The following is an 18,400-nucleotide window of genomic DNA, read 5'->3' on the forward strand; positions in this document are numbered from 1 at the left end:
TTCCCATGTTTGAGCGCCTTATCCAATTCGCCATCGAACAGCGCATCATCGTGCTGCTGGCGGTGCTGTTGATGGCCGGTGTCGGCATCGCCAGCTATCAGAAGTTGCCCATCGACGCAGTGCCCGACATCACCAATGTGCAGGTGCAGATCAACTCGGCGGCGGCCGGGTTTTCGCCGCTGGAGACCGAACAGCGCATCACCTTTCCGATTGAAACCGCCATGGCCGGCTTGCCGGGTTTGCAGCAGACGCGCTCGTTGTCGCGCTCCGGCTTGTCCCAGGTCACGGTGATCTTCAAAGACGGCACCGACCTGTTCTTTGCCCGCCAATTGGTCAACGAGCGCCTGCAAGTGGCCCGCGAACAATTGCCCACCGGCATCGAAACCGCGATGGGGCCGATTTCCACCGGTCTCGGGGAGATTTTCCTATGGACCGTCGAAGCCGAAGACGGCGCACTCAAAGAAGACGGTACGCCTTACACACCGACCGACCTGCGGGTGATCCAGGATTGGATCATCAAGCCGCAACTGCGCAATGTGCCGGGCGTGGCCGAGATCAACACCATCGGCGGCTTTGCCAAGGAATACCAGATCGCCCCGGACCCCAAGCGTCTGGCGGCCTACAACCTGACGTTGACCGATTTGGTCACTTCGCTGGAGCGTAATAACGCCAACGTCGGCGCCGGTTACATCGAGCGCAGCGGCGAGCAACTGTTGATCCGCGCTCCGGGGCAAGTGGCGTCCATCGATGACATCGCCAACATCGTCATCACCACCTCGGATGGCACGCCGATTCGCGTGCGCAATGTGGCGCACGTCGAAATCGGCCGTGAGCTGCGTACCGGTGCCGCCACGGAAAATGGCCGTGAAGTGGTGCTGGGCACGGTGTTTATGTTGATCGGTGAAAACAGCCGTACCGTGTCCCAGGCGGTGGCGAAAAAACTGGAAGAGATCAACCGTTCGCTGCCCCAAGGCGTGGTGGCCGTCACCGTCTACGACCGCACCAACCTGGTGGAAAAAGCCATCGCCACCGTGAAGAAAAACCTCTTCGAAGGTGCGCTGCTGGTCGTCGCCGTGCTGTTCCTGTTCCTGGGCAACATCCGCGCGGCGTTGATCACTGCGATGGTGATCCCGCTGGCGATGCTGTTCACGTTTACCGGAATGTTCACCAACAAAGTCAGCGCCAACCTGATGAGCCTTGGCGCGCTGGACTTCGGCATTATTGTCGACGGCGCGGTGGTGATCGTCGAAAACGCGATCCGCCGACTGGCCCATGCGCAGCAGCGCCATGGCCGCCTGCTGACCCGCAGCGAACGCCTGCACGAAGTGTTCGCGGCCGCCAAGGAGGCTCGACGGGCTTTGATCTACGGGCAACTGATCATCATGGTGGTGTACCTGCCGATCTTCGCCCTCACGGGTGTGGCTGGGAAGATGTTCCACCCCATGGCCTTTACCGTGGTGATTGCCCTGCTCGGCGCGATGATTCTGTCGGTGACGTTCGTGCCAGCCGCGATCGCGCTGTTCGTCACTGGCAAGGTCAAGGAAGAAGAAAACCTGGTGATGCGCACGGCACGTCGGGTCTATGCGCCGGTGCTGGATTGGGTGATGGCGCGCCGCCCTCTGGTGTTTGGCTTGGCGGTGCTGACCATCGTCGCCTCGGGCGTGGTGGCCAGCCGCATGGGCAGCGAATTTATCCCCAGCCTCAGTGAAGGTGACTTCGCCCAGCAAGCCTTGCGTGTGCCGGGCACCAGCCTGACGCAATCGGTGCAGATGCAGCAGCAGCTGGAAAAAACCTTGATGGCTCAGGTGCCGGAAATCGAACGGGTCTTCGCGCGTACCGGCACCGCGGAAATCGCTTCCGACCCTATGCCGCCGAATATTTCCGACAGCTATGTGATGCTCAAGCCGAAGGACCAATGGCCGGACCCGAAGAAATCTCGTGAAGCGCTGATCGAAGATATCCAGCGCGCCAGTGCGATTGTGCCGGGCAGTGCGTATGAACTGTCGCAACCGATCCAACTGCGTTTCAACGAGCTGATTTCTGGGGTGCGCAGTGATGTGGCGGTGAAGGTGTTTGGCGACGACATGGCGGTGCTCAACAAGACCGCCGGGGAAATCGCCGAGACCCTGCAAAAGCTTGAGGGCGCCTCGGAAGTGAAGGTGGAACAGACTTCCGGGCTGCCGGTACTGACGATCAATATTGACCGCGACAAGGCCGCGCGTTTCGGCCTGAATGTGGGCGATGTGCAGGACACCATTGCCGTCGCTGTCGGTGGGCGCCAGGCCGGTACGTTGTACGAAGGTGACCGCCGCTTCGACATGGTTGTGCGTTTGTCCGACGCGTTGCGTACCGATATCGACGGGCTATCACGGCTGTTGATCCCGGTGCCGGCGCTGGCCAGTAACGCGTCGGGGCAGTTGGGTTTTATCGCCTTGTCCCAGGTTGCCAGTTTGGATTTGGTACTCGGGCCGAACCAGATCAGTCGCGAGAATGGCAAGCGTCTGGTGATCGTCAGCGCCAACGTGCGCGGGCGGGATATCGGTTCGTTTGTTGATGAGGCCGAGACGGCCATCAGCAGCCAGGTGAAGGTGCCGGCGGGTTACTGGACGACATGGGGCGGCCAGTTCGAACAGTTGAAGGAAGCCTCCGAACGTTTGCGCATCGTGGTGCCGGTGGCGTTGCTGCTGGTGTTCGGGCTGCTGTTTATGATGTTCAACAACCTCAAGGACGGGCTGCTGGTGTTTACCGGGATTCCGTTCGCGTTGACCGGTGGGATCATGGCGCTGTGGTTGCGCGATATTCCATTGTCGATCTCGGCGGGGGTGGGCTTTATCGCGTTGTCGGGTGTGGCGGTGTTGAACGGGCTGGTGATGATTGCCTTCATCCGCAACCTGCGCGAGGAAGGGCGCTCATTGTCGGTGGCGATCAACGAAGGCGCGCTCACCCGTTTGCGCCCGGTACTGATGACGGCGCTGGTGGCGTCCCTGGGGTTTATCCCAATGGCCCTGGCCACCGGCACCGGCGCCGAGGTGCAGCGCCCGTTGGCGACGGTGGTGATTGGCGGGATTATTTCTTCCACGTTGCTGACCTTGCTGGTGCTGCCGGCGTTGTATCAGTGGGCGCATCGCAAGGAGGAATGACGAGTAGCTGGTGAGCGGGCTTGCTGTGTTGAATGGACTTGCTGTGGCGACCGGGGCTGTTGTGGCAAGCCCGCTCGCCACAACAGGTGCGCTGCCACACCGAGCAGGCTCAGCCTAGAGGCGGCTTAGACTTGAGGAAACACCAGGCGGAACAAGGTAAAGCCACCGGGCAGGCTGCGCACATCAGCCTGCCCTTGGTGCAGGGTCATGATCGACCGCACGATCGCCAGGCCCAGGCCGGTGCCGCCCTCAGTGCGTGCGCGGCTGCTGTCGACACGGTAAAAACGCTCGAACAGGTACGGCAGGTGTTGCGCTTCGATCCCCGAGCCTGGGTTGCTGACGGACAACGAAACGTTGTTGTCGTAAGCCTCCACCAGCAACGAAATATGCGCGCCCGATGGGCTATGGCGGATGGCGTTGGACAGCAGGTTGGAGAGGGCACGTTGAATCATCAGGCGATCGCCGTGTACCTGGGCCTCGCCGCTGAGGGTCAGGGTCAGCTGTTTGTCTTCGGCACTCAGGGCGAACAAGTCCATCACCCGGTTTGCCTCAGCCGTCAGCGACACGGCAGTAAACGAGGCTCGCGCCGCCGGGTGGCTGACTTGGGCCAGAAACAACATGTCGGAAACGATACGCGCCAGGCGCTCCAGCTCTTCGGTGTTGGATTCCAGCACCGCTTTGTAGGCCTCCGGCGGGCGTTCGCGCGACAGCGTCACCTGGGCCTTGCCCATCAGGTTGGTCAGCGGCGCGCGCAGTTCGTGGGCGAGGTCATCGGAGAATTGCGACAGCTGCTGCACCCCGGCGTCCAGGCGGTCGAGCATCACGTTGAAGCCTTGCGCCAGCTCGCCCAGTTCGTGCGGCAGGTTGTCGACGGACAGGCGATGGGTCAGGTCCTGCGTGGTGACTTTGGCCGCCACTCGGCTGAACTGCTTCAGCGGCGCCAGCCCGCGCTGCACCAGCCACCAGGCGCCCATGCCGATCAATATCAAGAGCATCGGCAACGCGATCACCGTGGCGCGCAGGTAGGCACTGAGCAGTGCCTGGTCGTCCCTGCGGTCCAGGGACAGCAAAACGCGTACGCGTTCGCCACTGGCCAGGCGCATTAGGCTGGAAGCGCTGAGTACTTGGTTGCCATCGCTGTCGGCCCAGTTGAGGTAACCGAGAGTTTCACGCGGCGTGAAGTCGGTCAGCAACGGTTCCTGAGGCTTGGCGCCGGCGCTCAGTAACACGCTGTTATCGGGGGCCGTGCCGACAATGGTCAGGTAGAAATTGTCATGGCCGATCACCAGGTCCATCAGCGAGTGCGGGCGGGCGCGGATGCCGCTGGCGTTGAGGCCCTGTGACAGGCTGTGCTGGATCTGTTCCATCTTGCTTTCCAGGCCTTTGCGCGCCAGTTTTTCCAGCTCGTGGGTCAGGGCCAGGTACGCCAGGGTTGCCAGCAACAGTACTAGGCCCGCGCCCATCAGGCTGACCGTCAGCCCCAGGCGCATCGACAAACTGCTGACTTTCATTGCCGTGCCTCCAGCACATAACCCACACCGCGAATGGTGTGGATCAGCTTGACCTCACTCTGGTCATCCACCTTGGCGCGCAGGCGGCTGATGGAAACCTCCACCACGTTGGTGTCGCAGTCGAAGTTCATGTCCCACACCAGCGAAATAATCTGCGTGCGGGTCAGCACTTCGCCGGTCTGGCGCATCAGCACCTGCAGCAGCGCGAACTCCTTGGTGGTCAGGTCGATACGCCGACTGCCGCGGTACGCGCGATGGCGACGCGGGTCCAGTTCCAGGTCCAGCACACGGAACACGTCCGGCTGTGGGATATGCTCGCTGCGCCGCAACAGGGTGCGCACCCGCGCGAGCAATTCGGGAAACTCGAAGGGTTTGACCAGGTAATCATCGGCGCCCATGTCCAGGCCCTTGATCTTGTCGGCGAGCCGGCCACGGGCAGTCAGCATCATCACGCGTTGGCTGCCGTTGCGGCGCAATTGCTCCAGCACTTCCCAGCCATCCTTGCCCGGCAGGTTGACGTCGAGAATGACCAGCTCATAGGCGTGCTGCCCTGCCAGGTGCAAGCCATCGATGCCATTGGACGCGCAGTCGACCACATAGCCACTTTCGTTCAGGCCTTGCTGCAGGTAGTCGGCGGTTTTTTGCTCGTCCTCAACGACAAGGATACGCATGGGGTATTTACCTTTTTTAGGTGAAAGAAGGGCTCCATTTCCTTATGGAATCGGGTGCTTTGGGAGTAGGGAAAGTCTGAACGGTGAAGTAGCTTCAGGGTCAACTGCGACCATCGGTCGCAACGCAGTGCCGGTGCGCAAAAAAAAACGCCCCGAGGGGCGTTAGGTGGGATCTTTCTATTCCCGAATCTTGGCCGTATTTAACTCCGAATCGGCGAACGCAAGTGGGACTAGCCGAAACAAAGCGGAACTTGGCGGTACGGTTCGAGGGATTCGACTCTCTCGGACCGTTTTCCCTAAGCTTGGAAAAGGTCCAGTTTTTTAGCGCTCGCACCATCGCTGTCAGTGCCAAACATTGTGCCAATGTTCGGTTAATGCTCGGCAACCACTCTCATCTACGTGACGGTATTTCTACGTCACGCCGTCTTGCAATCTATCGATCTATAAGCGGTGGAAATCCTCTGGGCGGACATTTTCGGTGCGGAGCTCTTGCCCCATTTTTAATATCCACTAGCAGCAAGCACTTGCATCAAAATCTAAGCTCGCGTTAAATATGAGCGTCGCTGCAAAATCAGCGATACGGGCTGGACACCCGGTTTAACTCAGGCGCACAGCGCCGCTAACGCGGTTTTTTTGTGCTCGCATTATGGCGGGCTGTGCGCGGGACACCCTCGGGTGTGCCGGGTTTCTGAGTCCCGGTTGTCCAACCTGCGCACAGTTCGCCACCTATCCGCTGGACACGGCGGTGGTGAACTCCGAATCTACTCAGGAGCTCCATAATGCTTGCGACGGTGATTTCTTCAGCCCCATCAGTTCCGCAACCCTTTTCTACAACTGTTACCTGTACTTCCCCCTTATGGCTCGACACTTCAGCATTTGCGTCACTGGCCAGCCTTTCTGCCCCTCAAGCCCATCATATTCTCGCCAAATCCGCTGACGGCCACCCCTGGTGCGATACGTTTCTACAGGTCCGCGAGAGCACTCACTCAGGCCGTCAGACTGCCCCACGCTACGAAGTCCAAGCCGATAGCCTGCCCACTGAGCTGTACCATCAGTGGTTCAAGCAAAGCACACCCCCACCGCTTTTTTCCGCCCCCTTTTCTCAAACACTATCGCTGGGCCATGGTCCTCACCCTCAAGACCGACAGGCCATCAAACACCGTGAGCTGGCCCTGTGGAAATGGCGCGTGATTCAATCGGCACTGACTTACCCCAAGCATTCTGCCGCCCGTGGCGAGCAACTGCGCCACTTATCGCATAGCAGTCACCAGACTCCGGACGGTCGTCGCCGTCGCGTCAGCCTTGACACGCTATACAGCTGGGTCGCCCGCTACGAAGACCAAGGTCTGACAGCCCTGATGCGCAACCCGAGGTGCGACGCTGGCCACAAACGAGTGGGCATTACCCGCCAGTGGGACAGTGCCTGCCCTTTGCCTGCTGAAACCCAAGCGCTGATTGGCGAACAACTCGCCGAGCAGGTGCGCTCATTGTGGGCGGCGGGGGCGCCGGGCTATCGCACCGTGGCGGAACTCGGCAGCGCGATCTTGTATGACCTGTCACTGGCGGCGGGCTGGTCAGCGGTGTCTTTTTCGTTGTGCCATCTGAGTCGCAGCTACGTTGAGCAGTTTCGCAGCTACGCTCTGGTGGCGATGCACGATAAAGACGCGCGCCTGTTCTTTGATAGCCGTGTACCGCGCATTCAGCGACACCGTGAGGGGCTAAAACCGATGGACATCATTGTGGGCGATGTTCACCCCATTGATATTCGGTTAACCCGTGAGGATGGTACGGCGGTGATGCCTCGGGCCATCGCGTGGCTGGATGTAGCTACCCAACGGCTGCACGTGACCCTGATCCAACTGGAAAAAGGCGAAGGGGTTAAACAGGTGCATGTGGCCCAGTCCTTTGCGGCGATGTGCAGCGCGTGGGGGTTGCCTCGTCAGCTCTATCTGGACAACGGCTCCGAATACGGCTGGCAAGACATGATGGAAGGGTTTACCCAATTGAGCCGTTTAACCGGCGCGGCAATGGACGCCCGATTTGACGCGTCCAACGTGACCCCGCTCAGGGCCGTCGTCCGTGCACGGCCCTATAATGCCCAAGCCAAACCTATCGAAGGTATTTTTTCGGTGCTGGAACAGCAGGTCCTGTCCATGCTGCCAGGCTGGATCGGCGGTAACCGGATGCGCCAGAAAACCCATAACGTTGGACGTACCCCGCGTGCCTTTCCTGGGGATTGGGAAGCGTTTCATCAATCGTTTGACCGTGCTTTGGCGTATTACCATGCCCGCGCCCAACCCCGCAGTCGCACCCTCAAAGGGCAAAGCCCGCATCAGGCGTTGGGAGCTGCCATCGACGCCGGCTGGTCAGGGGCGCCGCAGGTGGATCCGTTGGCCCTGCGGGTGGCGTTTTCGAGCGAAGAAACCCGCCTGATTCACGACGGCGGTTATGTCAGCTGGAATGGCCACAGCTATTTTAATGACGCTCTGATTGAACGCACGGGAGAACGCCTGTGCGTACGGTTTGCCAAGTGGGATGAACGTTACCTGTTTGTTTTCGATGAGCACAATCAACTGATCTGCGCCGCCGAGCAGGCCCAGACGTTTGCATTCTTTGGTGAGGAAGGGGCTAAAACTCAGGCACAACGGGCCAAGGTACTCAAGCGGCATATTCGTGATTTACGCAGCCACACTGTGCGCCTTGATCTGGAGCAGGCCATGCATCGGCGTACCGAGCTGGCCGAGCAAGCCCCCCATCTGCCATTAGGGCCGAGTATCCAGCTGACCCCCACCCAGTCGTGCATGTTACAAGCCGTCAAGGCTCATCAAGCCACCACTACAAACACGCGTCGTCCGCCCATCACGTCATCACAATGGGCCACGCCGCCCAACGCCCTGCTCGGCGGCTTAATCCTGCCTGAGCTCGACGAGGAGGACGGAGGTTCACCGCCAATACAGATACTGCCACCCCGCAGTGTGGAACAGTCGGGCGGTGACCTATGAGCCGCGTGATTGAAACGGTCGCGGTGCAACAAGCCCTGACCCTGGCGCAAACCTTGCTGAGCGCTGACAGCAACCGAGTGGGTAAAATCGATGGCAAGCCGGGTACCGGCAAAAGCACGATTGCCCATTACTTGGTTGAACAGTTGGGTGCCGTCCGCGTCTGTGCCTATCAGGGCATGTCGACCAAAACGCTGATGCTGGATCTATGCCTTGCGCTGGGCCTGGATGCCAGTGGTGGTACGGCGGCCACACAGATTGCCCGTTTACGGCCTCACGTAAAAAACCGCCTGGTGATCGTGGATGAGGCGAATCACTTGAAGTGGCCACAGCTTGAAGGTCTGCGTTTTTTGGCCGACGAGGCTGGCATGGCCTTATTGCTGATGGGCACCGACCTGATGAATCGCCAGTTTCGCACCCCGCAGACGGGGGTGTACCTGGCACAGTTGGCCTCACGCATCGGCGCCAAAACGTTACACCTGACCCGGATGCGCCGAATCGATGAAGGGCAAGCGTACATCTTGCAGCCGTTGTTTGGTCAGGTAGAACGAGCGTGTGCTAAACGCTTTATGCAGGTGAGTCAGGGATTCTGGCGCGACAGTATTGAATTGGCGCGTGCTTGCCAGCGATTGATGGAGCCCAACGGACTCACTCAATTGACCACCGAGATCGTCGATACCGCCGCAGTGTGGATGGCTGAAGGGCGGCGGGATCTTGGGTAAGTCACCTGTTGTAATCTGCATCTCTGGCCTAATTCCAAAAGGACTGGTCTGTGCGGATGGCGCAGGGGGCGCGCCTCGGGCGATTGCCTGGAGAGGTGTGGTCACCCAGTGGGTCCATGCTACAGCTGGAAATAGGCCGTATTTAGCACCGGGAAATCTGCCTGCCTGCTTGGCCTAAGCTGTATCAACTGAATCCTAGCGCTCCGTTCTGAGAGCCTGTTTACGATTGTGTATAAAACCCCGAACCTACCGGGATGAGAAAAATATGCCAGTGACATCAGTAGGGGAAAATTCGCAGAGATAGAGTCGCTACTACGCAGCGTGCGCAAGCGTACCAAGCCCGCGACGGTTGATCTGTAAGAGGTGTTCTGTGTGTTGCTATGTGCTGCGCACGGGCTGTCAGTGGCGGTTCCTGTCCCGTGAGTTTCCGATATGGCAAACTGTGTATGCCTACTTTGCGAAGTGGAAACAGCCTGACCGGCACGGAGTGGCGTGCTGGGGCAGGCATTAAAAAATCAGGTTGGCGCGGCCCGAGAGAAACTGGGACGCAACGCAGGGCCGACGCTCTTGATCGTGGATGCGCAGAGCATGAAGAAGACCGACACAGCAGCGCTCAAGGGCTATGACGCGGGTAGGAGGTCGGGCATCAAGCGTCACCTTGGCGTTGATACGCTGGGTTCGGTACAAAATATCCTGGCCGATGGCGACTTGTAGTCGCCAGCCCTTTGCGCAAGGTGTGGAAGAGATACTGGGCGATGCGGTCACCGTGCAGATCGCCAAGCGCAGTAAGTTGCACACCGTCAAGGTTATGCCAAAGCGCTGGATCGTCGAGCGCAACTTTGCTTTGCTGGAGAAGAGCGCGCGGTTGTGGAAAAACTGCGCGAGGCTGCTCGGCATCAGTATGCAGTTCATCCACCTAGCCTTTTTGGCGCCCTACTTAGAAGATCGTGAACAGGCTCTGAGCCAAGTGGAAACGATGCACTCTGCCTAGGGTTGGCTTTGGTCGTTTTTGCGATTGACGGCACCGTTTAATAAAATGCAGCGCGTAAGATCTCGCAACAGCTTTCCTGCGCGACGGCCTATCGGACAGTGATTTTTTTGATATATCTTTGCCCGCACGACAGGTCCGTCTTTTAGATAGCTACATTTTTAGCAAGGAACGCATCAATGGCTACGCCAGCATATATGTCCATCACCGGCACCAAACAAGGTTTGATCACTGCCGGTGCTTTCACCGCTGACTCGGTGGGTAACACCTACCAGGAAGGCCACGAAGACCAAGTTATGGTTCAGGGCTTCAGCCATGAAGTCATCATCCCTCGTGACCCTCAGTCCGGCCAACCCACAGGCCAGCGCGTGCACAAACCCGTCAAAATCACCAAGGTTTTCGACAAGTCGTCGCCACTGTTGCTCGCGGCGCTGACCTCCGGTGAACGCCTGAGCGAAATCACTATCCAGTGGTACCGCACCTCGGCGGCAGGCACCCAAGAACACTACTACACCACCAAACTTGAAGACGCGATCATCGTGGACATCAAGGACTACATGCACAACTGCCAAGACCCGGCCAACTCGCACTTCACCCACCTGGAAGACGTCGAGTTCACCTACCGCAAAATCACTTGGACCCACGAGGTGTGCGGTACTTCTGGTTCTGATGACTGGCGCATCCCCGTCGCAGGCTAAACCTCATTAGCGGTTCTACAGTCTCGACCTTTAGCAGGGTCGAGACCGTTTAATGATGCCTAGCGAGTCTTACCGGCTGCCCCTTCTACGGGGTTAGGCCATTGCCCCCCCATTACCGGTCTGATCACGATCCGTTGACGCTGTCGTTTGTCATACAAGGGCAACTGACCATCGAACGTGTCAAATAATAAGGAAAAGAGCATGTCAGGTAAGCCAGCAGCCCGTGTCAGCGATCTTACCGATTGCCCTAGACATGGAGATAACCCAGTCACGAGCGGCTCCCCCGATGTGCTTTTTGATGGTTTACCTGCGGCTCGCGAGGGCGACAGCACCCGATGCGGCAGTGAATTGAACAGCAATGTCATCCCTAATGTACTGATCAATGGCAAAGCAGCCGTCGTGGTCGGTTCAGAAGGCAGCCACGGCAACGTGGTGATTGGTGGGTCGCAAACAGTGTTGATTGGTGGCTAGTTAACGTCGGCGATTGGTCATTCAGGGAGACTAAAGATGGCTACATCGCCATTTTAGACATCCATCAGTGCTGCAAACTTCTGCTCTGGGATTAGCTTCTACCTATGCCCTTCAAACACTATTTTCAAAGTGAACTCACCGCGCTACGTCAAGACGGCAAGCGTTTGGCTGAACGTAACCCGGCATTGGTGTCCTCGCTTGGGGATAGCGGGCGTGATCCGGATGTTGATCGTTTGCTCGAAAGCTTTGCGTTTCTCACGGGCCGTTTACGGCAAAAGATCGATGACGATTTACCCGAGCTGACTCACTCGCTGATGAATCTGCTGTGGCCGAACTATATGCGTCCGCTGCCCTCATTCAGCATGTTGCAGTTCCAGCCGCTGAAAAACTCTGCGTCCCTCCAGGTTCCCCGCAATACACCTGTTCAGTCCAAAGAGATCAAGGGTGTTCATTGTCAGTTTCGCACCGCCTATGACACCGAGGTGCTGCCGCTGGCATTGAGTGCGCTCAACTACGCCGTCACCGGCGATGGGGTTACGCTGACTCTGCGGCTGGGGATGACCTCGGATGATGCTCTGGACCAACTGTCACTCAAGCGCTTGCGTTTGTACCTGGCCGGTGAAAAGTACATCAGCCAGACCCTCTATCTTGATCTGCTCCATCACCTCAAAAGTGTTGAGATCGTTCTGCTGGACGCGGAGGGCAAGCCGCTAAACGACGGACAGGAACACAATCCTAGACCCTTGAAATTGGGGCCTGAGCGCGTCCGTCCGGTAGGGTTCGCAGAGGAGGAAGCGTTGATCCCCTATCCCTTGAATACCTTTCGGGGCTATCGGTATCTACAGGAATACTTCGCCTTTCCGGAGAAGTTCATGTTCGTCGATCTCGATGGCCTGGACTGTATGACAGTGCTGCCCGAAGCACTCCTGAAAAAAGCTCGCGGCTTTGAACTGTACTTCAGGATCGAGAAGGCTGACGTCCATCGTATCCCTGCGACCGTAGAAAACGTACGCCTGTTCTGCACCCCCGTTGTTAACTTGTTTGAGCACGACGCCAGTCCCATAACCCAGGACGGTAGACAGGCTCGATACTTGGTGATGCCACATGAACTCGACCCGCAGCACTGTGGCATCTTCTCCGTGGACACTGTCACCAGTTATCAGTCCGGCATAAAACATTCCGAACACTACGTGCCGTTTGAGTCCTTCGAGCACGACCATGGCGCCGAAGCGAGCAAAGCACGAGCACATTACACCGTTCGCCATCAGACATCCCTGCACGGTAATGGCCTGGATACGTATCTGAGCTTCAGCCGAGGCCCTGTGGGTGCGTCCTTGACCATGTCCATCGAACTGACCTGCACCAATCAGGACTTACCGTTGCAGTTGAAAAAAGGCGACATCTGCGAGCGCTGTTCAGGAACGCCGAAGGATATCGCCTTCAGCAATATCACCCTGGCTACCGCTAGCTATGCCCCGCCACTGCACAGCGATTATCTCTGGAAGCTGATTTCCAACATGTCGCTCAACTACCTGTCGCTGGCCAACGTCAATGCCCTCAGGGTGATTCTCGAAACCTATGACCTGCCGCGTCACTACGACCAGAAGGCCGCCAAGACCAGCCGTAAGAAGCTCGAAGGCCTGATGAGTATCGGTCACACCTACGGCAGTCGTTTATTTCGTGGGCTCCCGGTGCGCGGTATCAGTACCGAGTTGCACATGAATCCAGATAACTACGAGTGCGAAGGCGCCATGTACCTCTTTGCCAGCGTACTCAACGAGTTTTTTGCGCTGTACACCAGCATCAATTCATTTCACCAATTGAACGTAAAAAGTACCCAAGGACAGGAATACACATGGACGCCGCGCATGGGGTTACAGCCCCTGATCTAACCAAGTTGAGCCGCAGCATTCGTGAGTACAACCTGTTTCTGGCGATACAGAGGGTCATGGAGCAGTTGCAAGCGGCCAATCCGAGCCAGGAGCTGGATGAACACACCCTGTATGAGCGCCTGGAGTTCCAGGGAAACCCTAGCCTGGGCTTTCCTGGCAGCGATATTGATAGCCTTGAGTTCTTCGAGGAGCACGGCGTACTCCGTGCCCGTATGCGCCTTAATCTACTCAGCCTGGTCGGCGCCAACTCACCGCTTCCCGCTTTTTATGCCGAGCAAGCGCTGAACGACACCACCACCCGCGATTTTCTCGATCTGTTCAATAATCGGATTCAGCGGCTACTGCTCCCGATTTGGCGAAAGTACCGCTACTGCGCAAGCTTTCAGCCAGAGGCAGTGGATTCGTTTTCAGAGCAGGTATTCGCATTGATTGGCCTGGGGAGTAGCGCCTTGCGCGACGCCCCCGAGTTGGACTGCAAGCGCTTATTACCCTACCTCGGCCTGCTCAGCCTGCGCGCACACTCTGCGGCCCTGATTGAGTCCGTGCTGCGTTACTACTTCAAGCACCCTGAACTGTTTATTGAGCAGTGTCTGGAGGGGACGGAAAAAATCCTCGACGAGCAACAAAATGGCCTCGGCACCGCCAATAACCAATTAAGTGAAAACCTGATCCTGGGAAAATTCGTACGTGATCGCGGCGGCAAGTTCCTTATCGATATCAAGCAGCTGAGCTGGGAACGCTTTCATGAGTTCCTGCCCATCGGCGCGGGCTACCAGCCACTCTGCGCCCTGACACGATTTACTCTGCGCGACGCCTTGGCCTACGACATCCGCCTGGAGCTCAAGTACGAAGAAATTCGTGAGCTTCGCCTCGTTGAAAACAACCCCTGCCGCTTGGGTTGGACCAGTTGGCTCGGCCAGGAACAAGCTGACGGCACCGTTACGATTGCCGGGCAGGCTCAGCAAGGACTCAACCCATGATCAACCTCGACGGGCAGACCTGTGTGCTCACTCGCCCCGCACAACGTCGCTAATCCAACTCGCCTATAGGTTCAAAGAGAAGACGCCATGTTCGCTCCCGCCAATCAATCACAATTCAACCTGACCATCACCGGGTTAGACCACGACTTCAAGGTGCTCGCCTTTGAAGGTCATGAGGCGATTAACCAGCCTTACCATTTCGATATCGAACTGGTCAGCGAAAACCCAAACCTTGATCTTGAAAGCCTCCTGCACAAGTCGGCTTTCCTCGCCTACGGTGACAACGCAGAGGGCGTTCATGGTCTGATCTATCGCATGGCACAAGGTGATTCAGGCAAACGCCTGACACGCTATAGCCTGCGCTTGGTACCGCATATCGCCTACCTGAAGCACCGCACCAACCAACGAATATTTCAACAGTTGAGCGTGCCGGAAATTATCACGCTGGTGCTCAAGGATCACGCCATCCTGAGCAACGTGTTCACCTTCATCGAAACCCCGACGGTATTCCCTCCTCGCGACTACTGCACCCAGTACGATGAAACCGACCTGGCCTTTATTCATCGCCTCTGCGAAGAGGAAGGTATTCATTATCATTTTGAACACACCAAAGACAGCTACCACCTGTTCTTCGGCGATCATGAAGGCGCTTTTCCGGTGCCGGATCGTCCAACCGCGTATGTGCAGGACAGCGGTTTGGCGGCCGAAAACCGAGTGGTCAAACGCTTCAGCCTACGCCTGGAAACGCGGCCCTCTTGGGTCACCCGGCGTGACTATGACTTTGAAAACCCAGACCTGCTGGTCGAGTCCACCTTCAAAGGCTGGGACACAGAGCAGTTCAAGGGGTTGCCAGACTACGAGGATTACGACTACCCGGGCGGTTTCACCGAGCCTGGGCAGCGCGGTAAACACCTGGCCAATCGCGCCCTGGAACGACACCGCAGCGATTATCAGTTAGCAGAAGGCAAAAGTGATCAGTCCTCTTTGCGTAGCGGTCACTTTCTGCACATGACCGAACATCCGCGCAAGGACTGGAACCAGCGTTGGTTGATCAATGGCATCGTTCATGAAGGCCGACAGCCGCAGGCGCTCGAAGAGTCGATGACCAGTGAAACGTCCGACAGCAAGGACGACTTTCATCAAGGCTATCGCAATACCTTTAAAGCTACTCCCCAAGGTGTTACCTACCGTCCGCCGTTCAAACATCGAAAACCCAAAGTACTTGGCAGCCAGACTGCCAGGGTGACCGGCCCAGCAGGAGAAGATGCGCACACGGATGAGTATGGCCGGGTCAAGGTGCAGTTTTTCTGGGATCGCGAAGGGCGGCTAGACGAACACAGCAGCTGCTGGCTCAGGGTTTCATCCAGTTGGGCTGGTGATCGCTATGGCGCTATCGCCATCCCGCGCATCGGTATGGAAGTATTGGTCACCTTCCTGGAAGGCGATCCTGATCAACCCTTGGTCACTGGTTGCCTCTATCACGGCAGCAATGCCGTGCCTTACCCATTGCCCGCGAATAAAACCCGCTCCGTATTCAAGACGCTCAGTTCATTGGGCGGCGGTGGCTCTAACGAACTGCGGATCGAAGACCGCAAAGGCGCCGAAGAAATCTACCTGCACGCTCAACGTGATTGGAACCAAAAGATTCAGAATGACCAAATCATTGAAGTCGGTAATGAGCGGCATGACATCGTCGTGGCCAACAGCTTTACCGAGCTGAAAGCCGAAGAGCATCGAGTCACCCATGGCGATAGAAAGGTGCAACTGAAGGCCGGTGACCATCTTGAAATAACCCAAAGCCAACACCTTAAAGCCGGGGTCGGGCAGTTCGTTGAGGCTGGCCAGGAAATCCATCTCAAGGCCGGACAAAAGGTGGTGATCGAAGCGGGTACCGAGTTGACGCTCAAGGCCGGTGGGCACTTCATCACGATTGATCCGAGCGGTGTGTGGATCAACGGCGCCAAGGTGGGCCTCAACGCAGGCGGTGGCCAGGCCAAAGGGTCCGGTATTCAACTACTAGGGCCACTAATACCGGGGGCGGCCAAACTCAATGAAGCAGGCGCCCAGCCGAAAATGGGCAACGTCCAGAACAGCCTGATGCTCAAGGCTCGAGAGCAGGCGGATAAGCGCTGTCTTATCTGTGAAGCGTGTCGTGAGCAACTTATGAATGCACTGGGTAGTTCCGGAAATTCGCAGGCGGGTTCTAAAAGCACTCTGAACGAAAGCAAGGGCGCCTGAAAAAATGATAATGAGAGCGTCCAATGCGCGCAGTAACACGCTCTTGGTTTGGGGGATGTTTGATGCGCTTTACATTGCCTGGTATTGCGCAAATAGCTTATTGGTCTGGCGCACACCTTACATCAGTGATTGGAGTTCCTCCATGGAACTAGTTCCCGACCACGGAGGTGTTGGTGTTGCTCTAATTGCGGCTTCCAGTACTCTGCAAATATCTATCATTGTTTCTTGTGTTCTGTTTATTTTTAGAATTAGAGGGGCTAAGTATCTCGCCTATGCCCAAATTCCTTTCCGGCTGCTCCTGCTTACTCCATCGATATCAATAATTTTGATTGCTGCCCACTTCACTCCAGGATACAGCATCATTTACCTAGTGCTGATAATTATCTCCGAGGCGGTCAAAGGTTGGTCTCTCTGGAAGTATGCAGGAACGCCGACCTCATGAAAACTAATAAAATACTAAAGAGAGATGCAGGTATGCAAACAAACGTGAGTGCACCCAGTGATTGGTTAAGCGAACAGCATGCCCAGCAGCGCGAGTTGATCTTAATCATCGATCGCCTGGCTGAATTAAATCCGATCGCGCAGTTGTTTACCGCCCAAGTAATGAATGATTACATCAGCCTGTACCAAGAGAGCGAGTTTTCTGACCTGGCCGATCTTGGCCCCTGGTTAGTACGACTTGACCCTACGCGCATTTCCGCTATCACAGATTTACTGAACAACCCACAACAGAACTGGGGCTGGATAGTCAGCACTAAAGACTGCGATCTGAAACAAATCGCCCAACACTGGCGAGATCGAATGGTGATCGTAGAGAAGGACCAGCGCTCGTTCTATCGTTTTCAAGACAATCGCGTTATTGCACAAGACTTAGGTGCACTTAACGAGCAACAGCTTCCTCTGTTGCTCGGCCCGATCTGTAGTGCCTTGTATTGGGATGAGCAGCGCTGGTTGAGTAGGAATAACCCTCGTCCGGCTGACTATCCCCCTCCTTTCGCTACACCGTGGCTGGACCTACCTGAACCAGAATCCCAGCTAGACGAAAATAGGCGAATAACTCTTGAAAACTGGCTCTGGGAAATGCATTCAGACGCCACTCTCCGCCAGTTGTCGAATTCTCAGGAGTTGGCGCCATGGCTGAATATGCAGTTGACTCAGGCCAAACAGTGGGGTTGGCTCTCACTTGAAAGTATGCAGTTTCTACTTGAGCATCGACTGAATCCTGAGCTCGCCAATCATACAGTGTGGGATGTACTAGAAGGTGAAAGTCCAGAAAAGCATTTTGCGCGTTGCTGTCGAGATTTTTCGAACTTATTTGCCGGGAGCAGATAATGAGAGTTCGGTCTTGGCATTTTATTTTTTTAGCTGGCATCTTCAGCGCTAACGTCTATTCAAATGATGGCGGGAAAGACGCTGCCTGGAGTGGCTCTTTTACATTGCTGGTTGAGTCAGCACGGAATTTAATTAGTTCAAAATTAACCGCCGAATACTCTTCGGTTAATTGCGCGGAGTAATCAGGGATGAGCGATAGCACCCAAAAAATACTCCTTCGAACTGCTGGTATGGGGGCAGTGCTGGTTTGCCTCGGCGCTTGCAGTTGGATTGGTTCTGCCGCCAAGGAAGCTGCGCTGGCAACCACTGGGCGTAGCGGTTTTGAAAGCTTCACCATTAAAGGTGAGTTGCCCGCCAACTTTTCCATTGAGGTCCAGGCTCAATACGGAGCAATAACCCCCGAAAAGTGCCAAACCTACAGCATCGGTTTGGGTCGAAATATTACTCGCGACCATATGGAATCGTTCGAAGCTGAAGTGCAGAAAAAACCACACAACTACAGCTTCAAAGTGCCGCTTAGCTACAGCATCGGGCTCTGCGAAATGAAGCTCGGTCGTGTCGACTTCTTAATCGATGGGCGTTACGGCGCGCTGGATTGGCAACTGCACGGAGGTTATGGCGGATTGCGGATAGTGAAGGCATTGCCTGAAGGCGCCCCAGCCTTTAAGGCTGATGGCACCTTGGATATTCAGGGACAATGCACCTGGTTGTTTCAATTGAGTAAAGCCAGATCCCGCTTGGGACAAGTCAGCAAAATT

At 56.7% G+C, this 18,400-nt stretch carries 12 protein-coding genes and 2 pseudogenes; 12 read left to right on the plus strand and 2 right to left on the minus strand.

Annotated elements, in window-relative coordinates; translation table 11 throughout:
• Positions 1–5: 5 nt before the first annotated feature.
• Positions 6–3,140 carry a CusA/CzcA family heavy metal efflux RND transporter gene (locus tag ACI77I_RS24720; protein ID WP_242154238.1) on the plus strand — a complete coding sequence of 1,045 codons (3,135 nt, stop codon included), beginning with the start codon at positions 6–8 and terminating at the stop codon, positions 3,138–3,140.
• A gap of 125 nt (positions 3,141–3,265) precedes the next feature.
• Here ACI77I_RS24720 and ACI77I_RS24725 read toward each other — a convergent pair whose 3' ends face one another.
• Entirely contained in the window at positions 3,266–4,651 is a 1,386-nt protein-coding gene (locus ACI77I_RS24725; RefSeq protein ID WP_094948858.1) for a heavy metal sensor histidine kinase, read from the minus strand.
• Positions 4,648–5,322, minus strand: coding sequence for a heavy metal response regulator transcription factor (locus tag ACI77I_RS24730; RefSeq protein WP_094948859.1), 675 nt, complete (start codon positions 5,320–5,322; stop codon positions 4,648–4,650). Before ACI77I_RS24730 ends, ACI77I_RS24725 begins: the two co-directional genes overlap by 4 nt.
• 1,187 nt (positions 5,323–6,509) lie before the next feature.
• Between ACI77I_RS24730 and ACI77I_RS24735 the strand changes: the two genes are divergently transcribed.
• From ACI77I_RS24735 to ACI77I_RS24785, 11 genes and pseudogenes are all read left to right on the plus strand, one after another.
• Complete coding sequence (locus ACI77I_RS24735; protein ID WP_406998779.1) at positions 6,510–8,324, plus strand: Mu transposase C-terminal domain-containing protein; 1,815 nt, start codon at positions 6,510–6,512, stop codon at positions 8,322–8,324.
• Positions 8,321–9,043 (plus strand): AAA family ATPase, encoded by a 723-nt coding sequence (locus tag ACI77I_RS24740; protein ID WP_406998781.1) that lies wholly within the window; start codon positions 8,321–8,323, stop codon positions 9,041–9,043. The genes ACI77I_RS24735 and ACI77I_RS24740 overlap by 4 nt, the downstream gene beginning before the upstream one ends.
• Positions 9,044–9,319: 276 nt before the next feature.
• A pseudogene (locus ACI77I_RS24745) lies at positions 9,320–10,034 on the plus strand (transposase).
• A gap of 176 nt (positions 10,035–10,210) precedes the next feature.
• Positions 10,211–10,729, plus strand: a complete 519-nt coding sequence (locus tag ACI77I_RS24750) for an Hcp family type VI secretion system effector (protein ID WP_406998783.1) — start codon at positions 10,211–10,213, stop codon at positions 10,727–10,729.
• A gap of 201 nt (positions 10,730–10,930) precedes the next feature.
• Positions 10,931–11,200 carry a PAAR domain-containing protein gene (locus ACI77I_RS24755; RefSeq protein WP_406998785.1) on the plus strand — a complete coding sequence of 90 codons (270 nt, stop codon included), beginning with the start codon at positions 10,931–10,933 and terminating at the stop codon, positions 11,198–11,200.
• A gap of 104 nt (positions 11,201–11,304) precedes the next feature.
• Positions 11,305–13,092 (plus strand): type VI secretion system baseplate subunit TssF, encoded by a 1,788-nt coding sequence (tssF, locus tag ACI77I_RS24760; RefSeq protein WP_406998787.1) that lies wholly within the window; start codon positions 11,305–11,307, stop codon positions 13,090–13,092.
• Positions 13,056–14,072: a type VI secretion system baseplate subunit TssG gene (gene tssG, locus ACI77I_RS24765; protein WP_406998789.1), complete on the plus strand. Its 1,017-nt coding sequence runs from the start codon at positions 13,056–13,058 to the stop codon at positions 14,070–14,072. The genes tssF and tssG overlap by 37 nt, the downstream gene beginning before the upstream one ends.
• Positions 14,073–14,159: 87 nt before the next feature.
• A complete protein-coding gene (locus tag ACI77I_RS24770) occupies positions 14,160–16,310 on the plus strand; it encodes a type VI secretion system tip protein VgrG (RefSeq protein ID WP_406998791.1) in 2,151 nt (716 codons plus the stop codon).
• 142 nt (positions 16,311–16,452) lie between these two features.
• Positions 16,453–16,752: a hypothetical protein gene (locus ACI77I_RS24775; protein WP_406998793.1), complete on the plus strand. Its 300-nt coding sequence runs from the start codon at positions 16,453–16,455 to the stop codon at positions 16,750–16,752.
• On the plus strand, positions 16,749–17,642 hold the full coding sequence (locus ACI77I_RS24780; RefSeq protein ID WP_406998795.1) for a DUF4123 domain-containing protein: 894 nt from the start codon (positions 16,749–16,751) through the stop codon (positions 17,640–17,642). The genes ACI77I_RS24775 and ACI77I_RS24780 overlap by 4 nt, the downstream gene beginning before the upstream one ends.
• 188 nt (positions 17,643–17,830) lie before the next feature.
• Positions 17,831–18,400, plus strand: a pseudogene (locus ACI77I_RS24785) (hypothetical protein); the annotation flags it as partial.

The organism is Pseudomonas sp. D47, assembly GCF_045447305.1.
Classification (GTDB): domain Bacteria; phylum Pseudomonadota; class Gammaproteobacteria; order Pseudomonadales; family Pseudomonadaceae; genus Aquipseudomonas.

Bases quoted from the DNA above. Each gene is read 5' to 3' on its own strand.
- ACI77I_RS24730 (WP_094948859.1), bottom strand. From the start codon at position 5,322: ATGCGTATCCTTGTCGTTGAGGACGAGCAAAAAACCGCCGACTACCTG.
- tssG (WP_406998789.1), top strand. From the start codon at position 13,056: ATGGACGCCGCGCATGGGGTTACAGCCCCTGATCTAACCAAGTTGAGC.
- ACI77I_RS24720 (WP_242154238.1), top strand. From the start codon at position 6: ATGTTTGAGCGCCTTATCCAATTCGCCATCGAACAGCGCATCATCGTG.
- tssF (WP_406998787.1), top strand. From the start codon at position 11,305: ATGCCCTTCAAACACTATTTTCAAAGTGAACTCACCGCGCTACGTCAA.
- ACI77I_RS24770 (WP_406998791.1), top strand. From the start codon at position 14,160: ATGTTCGCTCCCGCCAATCAATCACAATTCAACCTGACCATCACCGGG.
- ACI77I_RS24740 (WP_406998781.1), top strand. From the start codon at position 8,321: ATGAGCCGCGTGATTGAAACGGTCGCGGTGCAACAAGCCCTGACCCTG.
- ACI77I_RS24725 (WP_094948858.1), bottom strand. From the start codon at position 4,651: ATGAAAGTCAGCAGTTTGTCGATGCGCCTGGGGCTGACGGTCAGCCTG.
- ACI77I_RS24775 (WP_406998793.1), top strand. From the start codon at position 16,453: ATGGAACTAGTTCCCGACCACGGAGGTGTTGGTGTTGCTCTAATTGCG.
- ACI77I_RS24780 (WP_406998795.1), top strand. From the start codon at position 16,749: ATGAAAACTAATAAAATACTAAAGAGAGATGCAGGTATGCAAACAAAC.
- ACI77I_RS24755 (WP_406998785.1), top strand. From the start codon at position 10,931: ATGTCAGGTAAGCCAGCAGCCCGTGTCAGCGATCTTACCGATTGCCCT.
- ACI77I_RS24750 (WP_406998783.1), top strand. From the start codon at position 10,211: ATGGCTACGCCAGCATATATGTCCATCACCGGCACCAAACAAGGTTTG.